This window comes from Streptomyces sp. NPDC044033 (assembly GCF_056434425.1).
In genome coordinates this window covers 1-15,534 of sequence record NZ_JBWKFF010000009.1, presented here as the reverse complement: position 1 = coordinate 15,534, position 15,534 = coordinate 1, and the positions used below count along the sequence as shown (strand labels likewise).

Annotated in this window: 15 protein-coding genes and 1 tRNA gene; 6 read left to right on the top strand and 10 right to left on the bottom strand. The window is 70.5% G+C overall.

Annotated features, from left to right (window positions below; all coding sequences use genetic code 11):
- Together AC07AB_RS17610 and AC07AB_RS17605 are read right to left on the bottom strand one after the other, a co-directional pair.
- A partial coding sequence (locus AC07AB_RS17610) for a sensor histidine kinase (RefSeq protein WP_478567184.1) occupies nucleotides 1-1,231 on the bottom strand: 1,231 nt, incomplete at its 3' end.
- Nucleotides 1,231-1,761 (bottom strand): hypothetical protein, encoded by a 531-nt coding sequence (locus AC07AB_RS17605; protein WP_478567181.1) that lies wholly within the window; start codon nucleotides 1,759-1,761, stop codon nucleotides 1,231-1,233. The genes AC07AB_RS17605 and AC07AB_RS17610, both read right to left, overlap by 1 nt.
- A gap of 245 nt (nucleotides 1,762-2,006) precedes the next feature.
- On the opposite strand from AC07AB_RS17605, the gene AC07AB_RS17600 reads away from it, so the two are divergent.
- From AC07AB_RS17600 to AC07AB_RS17590, 3 genes are all read left to right on the top strand, one after another.
- Nucleotides 2,007-3,503 (top strand): MFS transporter, encoded by a 1,497-nt coding sequence (locus AC07AB_RS17600; RefSeq protein ID WP_478567178.1) that lies wholly within the window; start codon nucleotides 2,007-2,009, stop codon nucleotides 3,501-3,503.
- A gap of 146 nt (nucleotides 3,504-3,649) precedes the next feature.
- Nucleotides 3,650-4,648, top strand: a complete 999-nt coding sequence (locus AC07AB_RS17595) for an HNH endonuclease signature motif containing protein (protein ID WP_478567175.1) — start codon at nucleotides 3,650-3,652, stop codon at nucleotides 4,646-4,648.
- A 61-nt stretch (nucleotides 4,649-4,709) separates the two neighbouring features.
- Nucleotides 4,710-4,793, top strand: a tRNA-Leu gene (locus AC07AB_RS17590).
- Between the two features lie 64 nt (nucleotides 4,794-4,857).
- Here the strand turns inward: AC07AB_RS17590 and rdgB are convergent.
- The 4 genes from rdgB to AC07AB_RS17570 all read right to left on the bottom strand — a co-directional run bounded on the left by rdgB (nucleotide 4,858) and on the right by AC07AB_RS17570 (nucleotide 7,101).
- On the bottom strand, nucleotides 4,858-5,460 hold the full coding sequence (rdgB, locus tag AC07AB_RS17585) for an RdgB/HAM1 family non-canonical purine NTP pyrophosphatase (protein WP_478567172.1): 603 nt from the start codon (nucleotides 5,458-5,460) through the stop codon (nucleotides 4,858-4,860).
- Nucleotides 5,461-5,469: 9 nt separating this feature from the next.
- Entirely contained in the window at nucleotides 5,470-5,871 is a 402-nt protein-coding gene (locus AC07AB_RS17580) for a hypothetical protein (protein WP_478567169.1), read from the bottom strand.
- A gap of 116 nt (nucleotides 5,872-5,987) precedes the next feature.
- A complete protein-coding gene (rph, locus tag AC07AB_RS17575; protein WP_478567166.1) occupies nucleotides 5,988-6,719 on the bottom strand; it encodes a ribonuclease PH in 732 nt (243 codons plus the stop codon).
- Nucleotides 6,720-6,816: 97 nt separating this feature from the next.
- Nucleotides 6,817-7,101: a PTS sugar transporter subunit IIB gene (locus AC07AB_RS17570; RefSeq protein WP_478567163.1), complete on the bottom strand. Its 285-nt coding sequence runs from the start codon at nucleotides 7,099-7,101 to the stop codon at nucleotides 6,817-6,819.
- A gap of 173 nt (nucleotides 7,102-7,274) precedes the next feature.
- Here AC07AB_RS17570 and AC07AB_RS17565 point away from each other — a divergent pair, with 173 nt between their 5' ends.
- Together AC07AB_RS17565 and AC07AB_RS17560 are read left to right on the top strand one after the other, a co-directional pair.
- Nucleotides 7,275-8,585 (top strand): PTS transporter subunit EIIC, encoded by a 1,311-nt coding sequence (locus AC07AB_RS17565; RefSeq protein ID WP_478567160.1) that lies wholly within the window; start codon nucleotides 7,275-7,277, stop codon nucleotides 8,583-8,585.
- A gap of 243 nt (nucleotides 8,586-8,828) precedes the next feature.
- The gene (locus AC07AB_RS17560; protein WP_478567157.1) at nucleotides 8,829-10,133 is read left to right on the top strand and encodes a PTS transporter subunit EIIC; all 1,305 of its coding nucleotides are present in this window, start codon (nucleotides 8,829-8,831) and stop codon (nucleotides 10,131-10,133) included.
- A gap of 208 nt (nucleotides 10,134-10,341) precedes the next feature.
- Here AC07AB_RS17560 and AC07AB_RS17555 read toward each other — a convergent pair whose 3' ends face one another.
- The 3 genes from AC07AB_RS17555 to AC07AB_RS17545 all read right to left on the bottom strand — a co-directional run bounded on the left by AC07AB_RS17555 (nucleotide 10,342) and on the right by AC07AB_RS17545 (nucleotide 13,576).
- On the bottom strand, nucleotides 10,342-10,998 hold the full coding sequence (locus AC07AB_RS17555) for a DUF4360 domain-containing protein (RefSeq protein ID WP_478567154.1): 657 nt from the start codon (nucleotides 10,996-10,998) through the stop codon (nucleotides 10,342-10,344).
- Between the two features lie 477 nt (nucleotides 10,999-11,475).
- Nucleotides 11,476-12,228, bottom strand: a complete 753-nt coding sequence (locus tag AC07AB_RS17550) for an MBL fold metallo-hydrolase (protein WP_478567151.1) — start codon at nucleotides 12,226-12,228, stop codon at nucleotides 11,476-11,478.
- Between the two features lie 109 nt (nucleotides 12,229-12,337).
- A complete protein-coding gene (locus AC07AB_RS17545) occupies nucleotides 12,338-13,576 on the bottom strand; it encodes an MFS transporter (RefSeq protein WP_478567148.1) in 1,239 nt (412 codons plus the stop codon).
- A gap of 108 nt (nucleotides 13,577-13,684) precedes the next feature.
- Here AC07AB_RS17545 and AC07AB_RS17540 point away from each other — a divergent pair, with 108 nt between their 5' ends.
- Nucleotides 13,685-14,374 (top strand): FadR/GntR family transcriptional regulator, encoded by a 690-nt coding sequence (locus AC07AB_RS17540; protein WP_478567145.1) that lies wholly within the window; start codon nucleotides 13,685-13,687, stop codon nucleotides 14,372-14,374.
- 3 nt (nucleotides 14,375-14,377) lie between these two features.
- Here AC07AB_RS17540 and AC07AB_RS17535 read toward each other — a convergent pair whose 3' ends face one another.
- On the bottom strand, nucleotides 14,378-15,229 hold the full coding sequence (locus tag AC07AB_RS17535; RefSeq protein WP_478567143.1) for an inositol monophosphatase family protein: 852 nt from the start codon (nucleotides 15,227-15,229) through the stop codon (nucleotides 14,378-14,380).
- Between the last annotated feature and the right edge of the window lie 305 nt (nucleotides 15,230-15,534).

Sequence of the window (15,534 nt, the reverse complement as noted above, 5' to 3'; positions counted from 1 at the left end):
CCCTCTCTCTGGGCCACTCCAGCCCCCCCCCCCCCCCCCCCCACCCCCACCCCCCCCCCCCCCCGAACCGCAGCCGCGCCCCCAGCACCGCCGCCTGCCCCGCCGCGATCGTCAGCCCCAGACCATGCCCCGTACCGCGCTCCGGCGCCGCCGTACGGAACCGCCGCGGCCCCTGATCGACCAGATCCGCCGGATACCCCGCGCCATGGTCCCGCACCACGATCGACGTGCCCCGCACCGTGATCTCGATCGGCGGCTTACCGTGCTTCGCCGCGTTGGCCAGCACATTCACCAGAATCCGCTCCACCCGGCGGGCATCCGTCGACACGATCCGGCCCTCCCCCACCACCGCGACCGACACATCCGCGACCCCGCGCTGCCGCGCCGCCCGCTTCACGATCCCCCGCACCAGCGACGGCAGATCCACCGGATCCAGCTGCGCGCTCTCCACCCCCGCGTCCAGCCGCGACACCTCCAGCAGATCCTCGATCAGCCCCCGCATCGTCTGCGCCCGGTCCTGCACCATCTCCACCGCCCGCGGATGCGGCAGCAGCTCCGACGCCGCCACCAACCCCGCCACCGGCGTCCGCAGCTCATGCGCCACATCGGCGGTGAACTTCCGCTCCGTCTCCACCCGCGCGGCCAACGACGCCGCCATGTCGTGCACCGAACGCCCCAGCTCCGCCACCTCGTCCCGGCCCCCACCGGTCAGCGCCTCCGCGTCCGGCGGCTCACCCGCCGCGATCCGCCGCGCCGCCGCCGCACTGCGCCGCAGCCGCCGCGACAGCGACTGCGCCACGAACCACGCCACCACCGCCATCAGCGCCACCGTGACCACCCCCGCCACCAGCAGCGCCCGGTCCAGCGCCGACTGCAGCGCGTCCCGCTCCGGATACGGCGCCGACACCGACAGCGTCTTACCGCCGCCCACCCCCGTCGCCGCCCAGACCCGCGGATCGCCGCCGCCGCTGATGTACGTACCGGAGTGCCCCGCCGACGCCGTATGTGCCAGCGGCGTCGGCAGCGCCGAGTCATCGAGCTGCGCGCCCAGCGCGAGCGTGCCGTCCCGCTGATAGACCTGGAGCGCCGAACTGAGCAGCCCGTCCTGATACGAACGGGCCTGATGATCCCGCTCCATACCCGAAATATGGTGCACCGCGACGCCCAGCACCACCACCGCGAGCGCGGTGACGAAAGAGATCGCGAGCGCGATCCGACCACGGATGCCCATCACGCGATCGTGTAAGTCTCCGTGGAGTCGCCGGACGGCGTCGCGCCCAGGTACTCCACGTCCAGGCCGGTGAAAGCCATCTTCCCGTCCACGTTCTTCGCCCCGTAAAGATGGAACGACGCCGGGAACGACGCCGGCGCCACACCCTTCGCACCGCCGGACACCAGCACCACACCGCTGCCGTCCGCGCCGTCCGCGCCGTAGCGCTCCCACTTGATGTCGCTCGCCACCGCTCCCGCGTCCGCACAGGCCAACGTGATGATCTTCGGTTCGAGCACCGGATCACCGGCCCCGCAGTCACGCACCCCCGCCAGCTCCGTCGGCGCCGCCGCCTTCGCCTCCGCCTTCTTCTCCGTCTCCGCGGGCCGCGACTTCTGCGCCGCCGCCGTCTTCGGCGCCGCGCCCACCGCGCTCGCCCGGTCCGCGGCCTGACTCAACCACACCCCGCCCAGCGCGAGTACGGTCACCACCGCGAACGTCACCAGCACGGTCCGCAAGCTGGCCCGTCGGGTCTCGGCGCGGTCGGTCATCGGGTTCTCTCTCCTCAACGGGCGGCTGCCCGGCGGCGGGCACCAACTTCCCGGTTGTGATGACGGGTAAAAAAGAGCCCGCGTTCCCTTTGGCCCCGGATCGTTCCTCACCCGAACGGCCCTGCCCGAGTGACCTACATCGCGTTCCGCGAGGAAACTGGTTTAAGCGGCCATCAATCGTGCAGACGTCCCCTTCGTACGTGCACAGCCGCGAGCGCGGCCGACCTATCGAGAGGACCCGAGCCGTGTCCACCGGCAGCACAACCGAGGTTGACCCAGACCAGGACCCCCAGGCGCTCAAGCGACACAGGGCCCTGTTCAGAGCCGCCGCACGACGCAAGGACCCCAAGCTGCGCCGGACCGACATCACGGTCACCGACGAGAAGGTCGTCCGGCGCGCGGTCAAGGCGGCCGCACTCGGCAACGCCATGGAATGGTTCGACTTCGGCATCTACAGCTACCTCGCCGTCACCATCGGCAACGTGTTCTTCCCGTCCGGGAACGACACCGTGCGGCTGCTGTCCTCGCTGGCGACCTTCGCCGTGGCCTTCCTCATACGCCCCGTCGGCGGCCTCTTCTTCGGCCCCCTCGGCGACCGCATCGGCCGCAAGACCGTGCTGGCCCTGACGATGGTCCTGATGGCCACCAGCACGTTCGTCATCGGCCTGATCCCGTCGTACGCCGCGATCGGCTTCTGGTCCCCGGCCCTGCTCATCCTCTTCCGCATGCTCCAGGGCTTCTCCACGGGCGGTGAGTACGGCGGCGCGTCGACCTTCATAGCCGAGTACGCGCCGGACAAGCGGCGCGGCTTCTTCGGCAGCTTCCTCGAATTCGGCACGCTGGCCGGCTACGTATGCGCCGCCGGTCTCGTCACCATCCTCACCACGACGCTCAGCTCCGACGCCATGAACCAGTGGGGCTGGCGGGTGCCGTTCCTGGTGGCGGGCCCGATCGGCCTGATCGGCCTCTACCTGCGGATGAAGCTGGAGGACACCCCCGCCTTCCAGAAGCTGGCGGAGGAGAACGCGTCCCCCACCGGCGAGAACATCAACAGCGAGACCACCGAGCTGAAGCAGATCTTCATCGCGCAGTGGCCCAAGCTGGTGCTGTGCATCGTGCTCGTCGGCGCGTACAACATCACCGACTACATGCTGCTGTCGTACATGCCGACGTACCTGACGGACCAGCTCAAGTACAACGACGCGCACGGTCTGATCATCCTGATCGGCGTGATGATCGTGCTGATGCTCATCATCACCTTCATCGGCCGCCTCAACGACCGCATCGGCCGCAAACCGCTGCTGATGGCGGGCATGATCGGATTCTTCGTCCTGTCCGTCCCCGCCTTCCTCCTCCTCAAACAGGGCAGCCTGCTCGCGGTCGCCGGCGGCATGCTGATGCTCGGCCTCCCCCTGGTCTGCCTCCTCGGCACCATGTCGGCCGTGCTCCCCGCCCTCTTCCCCACCAACGTCCGCTACGGCTCGCTGTCCATCGGCTACAACCTCGCCGTCTCCCTCTTCGGCGGCACCACCCCGCTGGTGATCACCGCCCTGATCGCGGGGACGGGCAGCGACATGATGCCGGCGGTGTACACCACGGCCGCGGCCCTGGTCGGCATCATCGCGGTCGCCTGCCTGAAGGAGACGGCGCGCCAGCCCCTGGAGGGCTCCCCGCCGTCGGTCTCCACCAAGGAGGAAGCCGCGGAAATGGTCACCTCCGCGGCCCCGGACCCGAAGTTCTGACCGGCCCCCTTCCCCCTTTCCCTCCGCCGGTACGAATCCCCCTCCACCGGCACGAAGCGTTCCGCTTTTCGGGCGTAACCGTCCGATAAGCGGTTCGTTTCTCCGTACGAGGCCGCGAACGCGTGGCCGGGTACGGAGGGGGAGCCATGGCTGTCCGATACACCCGTGAAGAGTTGGCCGGCGCCGTCACCGTCTCGGCCACCTGGGCCGACCTCATGCGCAGACTCGGCGTCAAAGCGAGCGGGGGACACCGCAGGACGTTGCAGCGCACCGCGGCCGGCTACGGGATCGACACCAGCCACTTCAAGCAGCGGAGCCCGTGGCGCAAGTACCCCGACGCCGCGATAGCCGAGGCCGTCGCCTCATCCACCACGCTGCGCGAGGTCGCGCAGAAGCTCGGTGCGCCACCGGCGACCGGCACGCTCTCCCACATCGCGCGGCGTATAGCCGCCGCCGGAATCGACGCGAGCCATTTCCCCGCGCTGAACCGACCGCAGCTCGACCTGCCGTTCACCGTCGAGGAACTCACAGCGGCCGCCGCTTCCGCGACGAGCGTTCGCGCTGTGGCACGAGCGCTCGGCATCCCTGACGACGGTCGGTCCCGGGCCGTGCTCCGCCGCATGTTGGCGGAGCACGGAGTGGACATCGGGCACTTCAGCCACTCCCGGCTGACGCTCCCCGACGACCGGCTGCCCGCTGTGGTCGCACGGTCCACCAGTTACGCCGACGTCATGCGCGCCCTGGGCCTCGCCGTGAACGACGCGAACCATCGACGGCTGCACCGCCGGACGACCCAGCTCGGCATCGACACCGGCCACTTCAAGCGACAGACCAAGCGCACGGTCCAGGTGGTGGCTCCGAAGCTCATCGCCGACGAGGTGCTCCGCGTGAATCCGGCGGGCTCGTCACGCGTCAACCGCTCGCGGCTGCACAGGGCCCTCGGCGAGATCGGGGTCCCGTACCACTGTGGCTCCTGCGACAACCCGGGCGAGTGGCTCGGCAGGCCGATGACGCTCCATATCGACCACATCAGCGGCGACTGGCTCGACAACCGGCGGGAGAACCTTCGCTATCTCTGTCCGAACTGTCACGCGCTGACAGACACCTGGTGCCGGAGTCGCCGATCGAAGCCACTCGTGGAATAGCTTCGCGTCGCCGTACACTGTGAGCCGCTGACCGAGATCTACGGTCGGCGGCTGGCGGCTGGCGGCCGTTGCTGAATTGGTATAAGCGGGTGTTTTAGGGGCACCTGGGAGCAATCCCATGTGGGTTCGAGTCCCACCGGCCGCACTGACAATGGAATCGAAGGCCCGGCGCGCGGTAACAGCGCACCGGGCCTTCGGCGTACGGCGCGTCAGCCCAGCAGCTCCCGCACCACCGGCGCCAGCCCCCGGAACGCCTTCCCCCGGTGGCTGATCGCGTTCTTCTCCTCCGCCGTCAGTTCCGCGCAGGTGCGCGACTCCCCCAGCGGCTGGAGGATCGGGTCGTAGCCGAAGCCCCCGCTCCCCGCGGGGGCGTGACGCAGGGTGCCCTCCAAGCGGCCCTCCACGACGCGTTCCGTGCCGTCGGGGAGGGCGAGGGCCGCGGCGCAGGCGAAGTGGGCGGCGCGGTGTTCGTCGGCGATGTCGCCGAGCTGGGCGAGGAGCAGGTCCAGGTTGGCCTGGTCGGCGCCGTGGGTGCCGGACCAGCGGGCGGAGAAGATGCCGGGGGCGCCGTTCAGGACGTCGACGCAGAGGCCGGAGTCGTCGGCGACGGCCGGGTGGCCCGTGGCGCGGGCCAGGGCGTGGGCCTTGAGGAGGGCGTTCTCGGCGAAGGTGACGCCGGTCTCCTTGACGTCGGGGATCTCGGGGTAGGCGTCGGCGCCCACGAGCTCCACGTCCAGGTCGGCGTCGGCGAGGATCGCGCGCAGTTCGGTGACCTTGTTGGCATTGCGGGTGGCGAGGATCAGACGGTGCATGGGGCCCGATTATCCAGGGGTGCAGGTCTTGACGAGCCCGCTGGTCGCGGCTTTGAGTCCGGAGAGGTCGGGGCGCTTGCCGTCGGCGACGGCGTCGTCGATCTCGTCGACCGCCTTCGTCAGGGCGTTGGCGGACTTCTTCACGGACTCGTCGTCGGATTTCGCGAGCCGCCCGAGGTCCTTGTTGAGCTGTTTCACCGACTTCTTGGCCTCGTCGGAGCCGGCCGACGTGTTGTGCACGGTGCGGGCGAGGTCGCTCACGTCGTCGGAGAGCGTGGACGCGAGCCGGCCGCAGTCCACCGCCTTGTCGACGGGGTCGCACGCGGATATGAGCGGCAGCGCGATCGCGAGCACGGCGCAGGCGGTGACGGTGGTGGCGGCGCGGCGGCGGTGGCGCGGGCGCTCGGTCATGGCGGGGTCCCCTCCCGGAAGATGCGGATACGGGTGTACGGACAGCCGGTGCGGGTCCGTACACCCGTATCTCTAGGAACGCGCTTTACCCCGCCGAGGGTTGCTCGGTCGTTCCGTCACAGCTCCGCGGCGAGCGCCTCGCGCTGGGCGGCGTCGAGTGTGGCGCAGCCCGCGACCGCGAGGTCGAGCAGGGAGTTGAGTTCCGTGCGGTCGAACGGCTCGGCCTCGGCGGTGCCCTGGATCTCGACGAAGCGGCCGTCGCCGGTGCAGACGACGTTCATGTCGGTCTCGGCGCGTACGTCCTCCTCGTAGCAGAGGTCGAGGAGGGGGACGCCGCCGACGATGCCGACGCTGACGGCGCTGACGGTGCCGGTGAGCGGCTGGCGGCCGTGCTTGATGATCTTCTTGCCCTGGGCCCAGGCGATGGCGTCGGCGAGGGCGACGTAGGCGCCGGTGATGGCCGCGGTGCGGGTGCCGCCGTCGGCCTGGAGGACGTCGCAGTCGAGGACGATGGTGTTCTCGCCGAGCGCCTTGTAGTCGATGACGGCGCGCAGCGAGCGGCCGATGAGGCGGGAGATCTCGTGCGTGCGGCCGCCGATCTTGCCGCGTACGGACTCGCGGTCGCCCCGGGTGTTGGTGGAGCGGGGCAGCATGGAGTATTCGGCGGTGACCCAGCCCTCGCCGCTGCCCTTGCGCCAGCGGGGGACGCCCTCGGTCACGGAGGCGGTGCAGAAGACCTTGGTGTCGCCGAAGGAGACGAGGACGGAGCCTTCGGCGTGCTTGCTCCAGCCGCGTTCGATGGTGATGGGGCGGAGTCGGTCGGGCGTGCGGCCGTCGATGCGAGACATGGCATCGAGCCTAGCGGCATTGCGAAGGGCCCCGTTCCGGTGCGTGCTCGCGGGGGACGCATGGCGGAGGGGGCCCTTCGGCGGGGAGTTCAGCGGCTCACATCATGTCTTCGATGTCGGCGGCGATCGGGTCGGCGTCGGTGCCGATGACGACCTGGATCGCGGTGCCCATCTTGACGACGCCGTGGGCGCCGGCGGCCTTGAGCGCGGCTTCGTCGACGAGGGAGGGGTCGACGACCTCGGTGCGCAGGCGGGTGATGCAGCCTTCGACCTCTTCGATGTTGTCGAGGCCGCCGAGGCCGGCGACGATCTTCTCAGCCTTGCTGGCCATGTGCACTCCTGTTGTCTCGGCCCTTCGGCGGTGCCGCCGAGCGGTTTTCACACGTTAACGCACGGATGGCCCAGCTATTTGGGCATCGGTATGCCATCCGGCTGAGGATGGCGATCATCCGGTGCCGTGCTCCGGGTGGGGCCGCATCGCTACCGCGGTGGTCTACACCAGTATGCGGCAAGCGGCGCGTGTGCTGTTGGGCAGTGACACCCGGGAGGACGCAGATGAGTTCAGACGCCGCCGCGGCGGCCCCGCGGAAGCGGTCCGGGGCGCCGAAGCCGTGGACGCAGCGGCTTTTCCAGGGCATGCAGAAGATGGGGCGCAGTCTGCAGCTGCCGATCGCGGTGCTGCCCGCGGCGGGCATCTTGAACCGGCTGGGCCAGGACGATGTGTTCGGCGTCGAGGGGCTGGGCTGGGACGACGTGGCCAAGGTCTTCGCGGGCGCGGGCGGTGCGCTGCTGGATTCGTCGCTGGGGCTGCCGCTGCTGTTCTGCGTGGGTGTCGCGATCGGTATGGCGAAGAAGGCGGACGGTTCGACGGCGCTGGCGGCGGTGGCGGGGTTCCTCGTCTACTACAACATCCTGCATCAGTTCCCGGACTGCTCGGGCGGTGCGGAGTTCACGTCGGGGACGTGTCTGAAGGGGTCGTCGGCGGATGCGGCCACGTACCAGAATCCGGGGGTTTTCGGCGGCATCGTGATGGGGTTGCTGAGCGCGTGGTTCTGGCAGCGGTTCCACCGGGTGAAGCTGGTGGACTGGCTGGGTTTCTTCAATGGCCGGCGGCTGGTGCCGATCCTGATGTCGTTCGTGGCGCTGGTCTTCGCGGTGCTCTGCCTGTGGGTGTGGCCGCCGGTGGGCGACGCGCTGACGAGTTTCAGTGAGTGGCTGACGGATCTGGGGTCGTCGGGTTCGGGCATCTTCGGTGTCGCGAACCGGGCGCTGCTGGTGATCGGGTTGCACCAGTTCCTGAATACGTTCATGTGGTTCCAGTTCGGTGATTTCACGAAGCCGGACGGCACGGTGGTGCATGGTGACATCAACCGTTTTCTGGCGGGTGATCCGAGTGCGGGGCAGTTCACGTCGGGGTTCTTCCCGATCATGATGTTCGCGCTGCCGGCGGCGGCGCTGGCCATCGCGCACTGCGCCCGGCCGGAGAACCGCAAGGTGATCGGCGGCATGATGCTGTCGGTGGGGCTGACGTCGTTCGTGACGGGGGTCACCGAGCCGATCGAGTATTCGTTCCTTTTCATCGCCCCGGTGCTGTACGCGCTGCACGCGGTGCTGACGGGTGTCTCGATGGCGGTGACGTGGGCGTTCGGCGTGCATGACGGGTTCAGTTTCTCGGCCGGTCTGATCGACTACGTCATTAACTGGAGCCTCGCGACCAAACCTTGGCTGATCATTCCGATCGGTCTGTGCTTCGCGGTGGTCTACTACGTGGTCTTCCGCTTCGCGATCACCAAGTTCAATCTGCCGACGCCCGGTCGGGAGCCGGAGGACTTGGCGGCGGAGATCGAGCAGGAGAACGTGCGCTAGGGCGGGTACGGGCGTCCGTACCGGCCCTCACCTGGGCCTTCCCGTATCGGTGGCCCTCTGACAGCATCAGCCCCCAAGTCGGTTGGCTCGGGGGCTGTTTGGCGTGCGTTACAGAATGCCGGGAATGATGGATTCCTTTATGTGGTCCTCACGTGTTACAACAGGTCTAAACCACTGAATGGTGTAGACCAAAATGCGGGCCGTCCCTTTTCCCCGAGCGCCCGCCTCACCTGGAGGAATCCGATGAGCACGGCCACCGCCACGGCACCACCCGCGAAGAAGCGGGGGTCCGGGCTGTTCCAAGGGCTGCAGAAGGTCGGCCGCAGTCTCCAGCTGCCGATCGCCGTCCTCCCCGCAGCCGGCATCCTGAACCGACTCGGGCAGCCCGACGTCTTCGGCCCCGACGGCCTCGGCTGGGACAAAGTCGCCAAGGTGTTCGCGGGCGCCGGCGGCATCCTGTTCGACTCCTCCCTCGGCCTGCCGCTGCTCTTCTGCATCGGTGTCGCGATCGGCTTCGCCAAGAAGGCGGACGGCTCGACGGCGCTCGCCGCCGTCACCGGGTTCCTCGTCTACTACTCGGTGATCCACCAGTTCCCCATCGCCTGCGCGGACGGCTCCAAGTTCGCCTCCACCAGCTCGCTCACCGGAGCCTGCATACCGGCCCACGGTGACGCCGTGGCCGCCGCGTACCAGAACCCCGGCGTGCTCGGCGGCATCATCATGGGTCTGCTGAGCGCGGTCCTGTGGCAGCGGTTCCACCGCACCAAGCTCGTCGACTGGCTGGGCTTCTTCAACGGCCGCCGGCTGGTCCCGATCATCATGGCCTTCGTCGGCACCGCCATGGGCGTCCTGGTCGTCGTCGGCTGGCAGCCGATCGGCGACGCCATCACCAGCTTCGGCGAGTGGATGACGGGCCTCGGCGCCGCGGGCGCCGGCCTCTTCGGTCTGATCAACCGCGCGCTGATCCCGGTCGGCATGCACCAGTTCGTCAACACCGTCTCCTGGTTCCAGCTCGGCGACTTCACCAACGCGGCCGGCCAGCTCGTGCACGGCGACATCAACCGCTTCATGGCGGGCGACGCGAGCGCCGGCCTGTTCACCTCCGGCTTCTTCCCGATCATGATGTTCGGCCTGCCGGCCGCCGCCCTGGCCATCGCGCACTGCGCCCGCCCCGAGCGCCGCAAGGCGGTCATGGGCATGATGATCTCGCTGGCGCTGACCTCGTTCGTCACCGGCATCACCGAGCCGATCGAGTTCTCGTTCATGTTCATCGCCCCGCTGCTGTACGCGGTGCACGCGGTGCTGACGGCCCTCTCGATGAGCATCACCTGGGCGCTGGGCGTCCATGACGGCTTCACGTTCTCGGCGGGTCTGATCGACTACGCGCTGAACTGGAACCTCGCGACCAAGCCATGGATGATCATCCCGATCGGGCTGTGCTTCGCGGCGGTGTACTACGTGCTCTTCCGCTTCGTGATCACCAAGTTCAACCTCACCACCCCGGGCCGAGAGCCCGAGGAAGAGGTCGAGGACCTCACGAAGGCGTAGCCCGGGACCGCTCGCCGCTCGCCGCTCGCCTGTCGAAGGGCCCGGAACCGACGGGGACGCCGTCGGTTCCGCGGCCCGGCCGCCTCGCCCCGTCGATCATTCGGTCGGCGGGGCGAAGTGCTGCGCGGCGGAGCGAAGTGCTGCGCGGCGGAGCGAAGTGCTGCGCGGCGGGGCGAAGTGCTGGGCGGCGGCGCCGCGAGAGGGGGGATTACCGCTTGGGGCACTTCTTCCACGCGAAGTGGTACAGCGTGTTGATGCTGCCGTCGGTGGAGTCCATCGCCATGTAGCTGGTGAGCTTCGCGTCCGAGCCCTTGGTCACCCGCAGCTCCGTGTTGATGTTGAAGTAGCGCTGTTCGCCGCAGGGCGCGTAGACGCGCGCGTCGAGGTCGGTCTCGTCCGACGTCTGCCAGTTGGCGTCGTACGGGCCGGCGAACCGGTGGCTCATGCGGGCCGTCTGCTGAGAGCCCTGGAAGTAGTAGCCCGCCTGCTCCAGGCCGGTGGCGCCGGGCGTGAGGGAGGCGTAACCGCGGTAGTCGGCGCGGGCGATGGCGTAGGTGAAGCCCTGCGGCACATGCACGTTCAGCGCGATCTGGCAGTTCTTCCGGGCGTCGGTGGGTTTGCTGTCCTTGCCCGCCTCGGCGAGGTATTCGCTGTACGTCACGGTGAACGCGGTGTTGTCGGGGGCGACGGCCACCGCGGCGCTGCCGGGACGGCAGCCGGACCCGTTGACCGCGGCGACGGTGATCGTGATCTTGCCGTCCGGCGGCGGCTCGTCGTCGCCGCCCCGTGCTGCCGAGGAGGGGGCGGCCGATCCGATGAGGAGCAACGCCGCCGCGGCGGCACCAGCGCCCAAGGTACGGAGCATGGGCTCTTCCTTCCGGTCGTCCTGGTCCCCGCGATGCCGGGGTGCCAGGAGGGGAATGGTGAGGATGACGAGCGCATGTCAGCACGAGGATCATGGAACGGACCCCGTTCGCCCCAAGAGTCGGTGCGAACCTACGCCTTGATTCGGCCGCCGGAAGACCGCCGCCGCGCCGGGCCCCGAACGCACCGATGCCGGCCCGGCTGAGCCCGGACCCTTCGCGTGCGTACGGTCGGGGGCGTGCGGCGCCGCGCGCACGCCCGTACGGGCCGTTGGGCCTGTACGAGCCACTGTGCCCGTACGCACCACTGGATTCGTGCGTGCCGCCGGGCCCGTACGTACCGCCGCGCCCGTACGTACCGCCGACCCCGTACGAACCGCTGCGCCCTTACGAACCGCTGCGCCCGTACGCACCACCGGCCCCGTACCAACCGCCGCGCCCGTACGCACCACCAGCCCGTACGGGGGCGGGCCCGCGCCCTACAGCTCGTACACCGCCCCCGCCGTAGCGGCCTCGACCGGCCCCGCGAAGACCGATTCGGCATCGCGGACGTTGGTGACCGGGTCCGTCCACGGCGGGATGTGGGTGAGGACCAGCCGGCCCGCGCGCGTGCGGGCGGCGATCTCGCCCGCCTCGCGGCCGTTGAGGTGGAGGTCGGGGATGTCTTCCTTGCCGTAGGTGAAGGACGCCTCGCAGAGCAGCAGGTCCACGTCGGCGGAGAGGGTGTCCAGGGCCTCGCAGGGGCCCGTGTCGCCGGAGTAGGCGAGCGCCGAGGAGCCGTGCTCGACGCGGAAGCCGAACGCCTCGACCGGGTGCCGCATCCGCTCGGCGCGGACCGTGAAGGGCCCGAGGCCGAAGCTGCCGGGGGCGAGCGTGCGGAAGTCGAAGACCTCGCTCATGCACTTGTCGTCCGGCACGTCGCCGTACGCGGTGGACAGCCGCTGCTCGGTGCCCGGGGGCCCGTACACGGGGATGGCGTCCGCGCGGCCGCCCTCGTGCCGGTAATAGCGGGCGACGAAGTAGCCGCACATGTCGATGCAGTGGTCCGCGTGCAGATGCGAGAGCAGTACCGCGTCGAGGTCGTAGAGACCGATGTGTCGCTGCATCTCGCCGAGGGCGCCATTGCCCATGTCGAGCAGCAGCCTGAAGCCGTCGGCCTCCACGAGGTAACTCGAACATGCCGATTCCGCGGACGGAAACGTCCCCGAGCATCCGACGACGGTGAGCTTCATACGGGCGTGAACCTCCGTGGGCTGGTTCCGGTCCAGGGGCCAAGCGGTCCGTTGAGCGTAAGGCGCGAAAAGGGCATCAGCCCCTCCGCCGGGCTGCCTGTGTGCGATGTCACCGGTTAGGGTGCCCCGCCGTCGCCGCTCGGCACGCGGTGGCGGGGTTCCGGGTGCGGTTCGCCGACAGGGCGACGCCTACGCCCAGTTGGGCGGCGGCGGTCACCAGCAGCGCCGCCATCGGCAGGGCCCAGCCGCCGGAGGCGCTGCGCAGCACGCCGACGGCGAACGGGCCCAGCGCCGCGACCAGGTAGCCGAGGGACTGGGAGAGCGTGGAGAGGGCGGTGGTCTCGGCGGGGGTGGTGCCGCTGTCGCCGATCACGGCGAGGACCAGGGGGAAGGAGCACAGTCCGAGGCCGACCAGCACGGCCCACAGCAGCGGCAGCGCGACGGGTGCGGCCAGCAGGCCCGTGAAGCCGGCGAGCATGGCGGCCGAGATGGCGACGAAGGCGGTGCGCTGCCGGCCCGGCGCGCGGGCGAAGGCGAGTACCGCGAAGGTCGCGGGGACGCCCACGGCCTGGGTGACGGCGAGCATGCCGCCCGCCGCGCCGCCGGACATGCCGTGGTCGGACAGCAGTGAGGGCAGCCAGCCGATGACGGCGTAGCAGTTCAGGGCCTGGAGGGCGAAGTAGGCGGTGACGAGCGCGCCGAGCCGGGTACGGGCCATGGCGAGCGGAGACACCCGCTCCCCCGCCGCCGCGTCCGCCGCGGCCCGCGCCTCGGGCGGGCGCGCGAACGACCACACCGCGGTGGCGGCCAGCGCGGGCAGCGCCCATGCGGCCAGCCCCAGCGAGGGCGAGCCGATGGCGTCGGCCACGGGTACGGCCACGGCGGCGCCCAGTGTCGAACCCAGCGCCATCGTGGTGGTGTAGACGCCGGTCAGGAGCGCGACGCGGGACGGGAAGTGGGCGCGCAGGAGGGTCGGCAGCAGGACGTTGCACAGGGCGAGTCCGCAGGTGCCGAGGACCGTGCCGGCCAGCAGGGCGCAGGTGGTGGGGACGGCTCGTACGGCGAGTCCGGCGGTGAGGGCGGCCAGCGCCAGGAGGACGGTGCGCTCGGCGCCGAGCCGCCGGGCGAGCGTCGCGGTGCCGGCGCCCGCGGCGGCGAAGGCGAATGTGGGGAGCGCGGGCAGCAGGGCCGCGGCCAGGGGGCCGAGGCCCGGGTCCACGCGGAGCTCTTCCAGGAGGGCGGCGGCGCTGCTGATGCCCAGGCGGAGGTTGAGGGCGATCAGCACGATGCCGGCTCCGGCGATCCAGGCGGCGCGGGCGGGGGCGGGGGTATTCGGTGCGGCATTCACCCATCAAAGGTAAGACGTCTGATGTTTTCTTGTCCATTAGAGGTCAGATCATTGAATGTATGCTGGGGGCTACCGACCGTCACCGACAGCCGCGGAGAGAGCGCCCCGATGAGCCTGCAACCGGTACGCCGCCCCTCGCTGTCCGCCGAGGTCATCGGCCGGCTGCGGCATCGGATCACCTCCGGCGACTGGCCCGTCGGCGGCCGCATCCCGACCGAGCCCGAGCTGATGGAACAGCTCCAAGTGGCCCGCGGCACCCTCCGCGAGGCCGTCCGCGCCCTCGCCCACGCCGGGCTGCTCGACGTGCGCCAGGGCGACGGCACATACGTACGGGCCACCAGCGAACTCTCCGGCGCGGTCAAGCGGCTCTACGGCGACAGCGGCCAGGAGCACCTCCTGGAGGTCCGCCAGGCACTGGACGTACAGGCCGCGCGCCTCGCCGCGGCCCGCACCGGCGACGCCGACCTCGACGCCCTGGCCGACATCCTGGCCCGCCGCGCGGCGGCCTGGGACGCGCGCGACTTCGAGCTGTGGGTCGCCGCCGACTGGGACTTCCACGCCGGGGTGGCGGACGCCGCCCGCAACCCGCTGCTCAGCGAGCTCTACCGCAACCTGGCCGCGCCCCTGCGCGCCTCCATGGCCGCCTTCTGGGACTCCCCCGGCTTCGCCGGCAACGCCCCCGCGGGCCACGAGGACCTGCTGACCGCCCTGCGCTCCCACGACCCGGCCGAAGCCGCCCGCCAGGCGAGCGCCAACATCACCGAGACCCTGGCCTGGCACACCGACAGCCCGGCCTGACCGTCACCGGCCCAGCGCGCGCACGTCACGGCTGCGCGGCAGCCCGGCCACCAGCTCCAGAAACCCTTCGTGCAGCCGCCCGTTGGTCGCCAGTACCGACATGTCCCCGGTCAGTACGGACGTGCCGCCGAGGTCGCTGACCCGGCCGCCCGCCTCGGAGACGATGACCGGCATCGGCGCGACGTCCTCGTACCCCATCGGCGGCCCGGCGATCACCAGGGCGTCGGCCCGCCCGGTGACCAGGTCCATGGTGCCGCCCGTGTGGGGGACCAGGAACACCTTCTCGTGCAGGGCCGTCAGCAGTTCGCCGGGCCAGCCCGCCGTGTTGTGCATCTGGGTCCGCGCGCCGCCCAGCTCCGAACGGTCGTTGACGTACGTGCGGCGTCCGGTGGCCGGGTCCGGATCGGGGCCGAGCATCAGCAGACAGCCCAAGCCACGCCCGGCGGCGACCAGTTGGCCGCTCATGGGGTGGTTGAGCACGCCGACGGCGGGCCCGTACTCGTCCTCGTAGGCGATGTCGTTGGAGAACAGCGGGGTGCGGTGGACGAACATCTTCGTGCCGTTGACCGGATCGATGATCCACCGCCGCCCGGAGACGCCGGCGCTCTCGCCGCACTCCTCGCCGTACACCCCGTCGTCCGGCGCGTGGCGGCCCAGCTCGGCGCGTATCCACTCCTCGATCGCGATATCGGTGTCCGTGACCTCGGTGCCGTCCTCCTTGAGGCGGTGACGGGCGCCCTCGTGGAACGCGCGGGCGGACATCCGCCCGGCCTGGGCCGCCAGGCGTACGGCGAAGGCGAGAAGTTCCGGATCGGCGGGCGGCGCGGCGTCGGGCGCGGCGGGGGCTGGAGTCATCCGGAGAGCGTGGCACGCCCATGCCGGACCCGGCGGAGGTGGGTACGGTCGAAGGCGGGGGCCGAGTGCGGGGGCTGTCGAGGGAGGAGGCGGGGCGCGGTGTCGTGGTGGCCGGCGGTTCTGGTGGTGGCCTCGTTGGCGCTGGTGGCCGCGGTGGTGGACGGGCGCGGGCGGTCGCCCGGCTACCGGCGGCGGTGGCGGGGGGCGGGGGGGAAGAGGGGGGGCCCTGGTGGGAAGGGCGCTAGCCCGGCCCCAAGTTGGCGTGTCGGTTCTCTACCGCGGTCTTTGTGGTCTCTGCGGTGTAG

Bases quoted from the DNA above. Each gene is read 5' to 3' on its own strand.
- AC07AB_RS17605 (WP_478567181.1), bottom strand. From the start codon at position 1,761: ATGACCGACCGCGCCGAGACCCGACGGGCCAGCTTGCGGACCGTGCTG.
- AC07AB_RS17595 (WP_478567175.1), top strand. From the start codon at position 3,650: ATGGCTGTCCGATACACCCGTGAAGAGTTGGCCGGCGCCGTCACCGTC.
- rdgB (WP_478567172.1), bottom strand. From the start codon at position 5,460: ATGCACCGTCTGATCCTCGCCACCCGCAATGCCAACAAGGTCACCGAA.
- AC07AB_RS17580 (WP_478567169.1), bottom strand. From the start codon at position 5,871: ATGACCGAGCGCCCGCGCCACCGCCGCCGCGCCGCCACCACCGTCACC.
- rph (WP_478567166.1), bottom strand. From the start codon at position 6,719: ATGTCTCGCATCGACGGCCGCACGCCCGACCGACTCCGCCCCATCACC.
- AC07AB_RS17565 (WP_478567160.1), top strand. From the start codon at position 7,275: ATGAGTTCAGACGCCGCCGCGGCGGCCCCGCGGAAGCGGTCCGGGGCG.
- AC07AB_RS17560 (WP_478567157.1), top strand. From the start codon at position 8,829: ATGAGCACGGCCACCGCCACGGCACCACCCGCGAAGAAGCGGGGGTCC.
- AC07AB_RS17555 (WP_478567154.1), bottom strand. From the start codon at position 10,998: ATGCTCCGTACCTTGGGCGCTGGTGCCGCCGCGGCGGCGTTGCTCCTC.
- AC07AB_RS17550 (WP_478567151.1), bottom strand. From the start codon at position 12,228: ATGAAGCTCACCGTCGTCGGATGCTCGGGGACGTTTCCGTCCGCGGAA.
- AC07AB_RS17540 (WP_478567145.1), top strand. From the start codon at position 13,685: ATGAGCCTGCAACCGGTACGCCGCCCCTCGCTGTCCGCCGAGGTCATC.
- AC07AB_RS17535 (WP_478567143.1), bottom strand. From the start codon at position 15,229: ATGACTCCAGCCCCCGCCGCGCCCGACGCCGCGCCGCCCGCCGATCCG.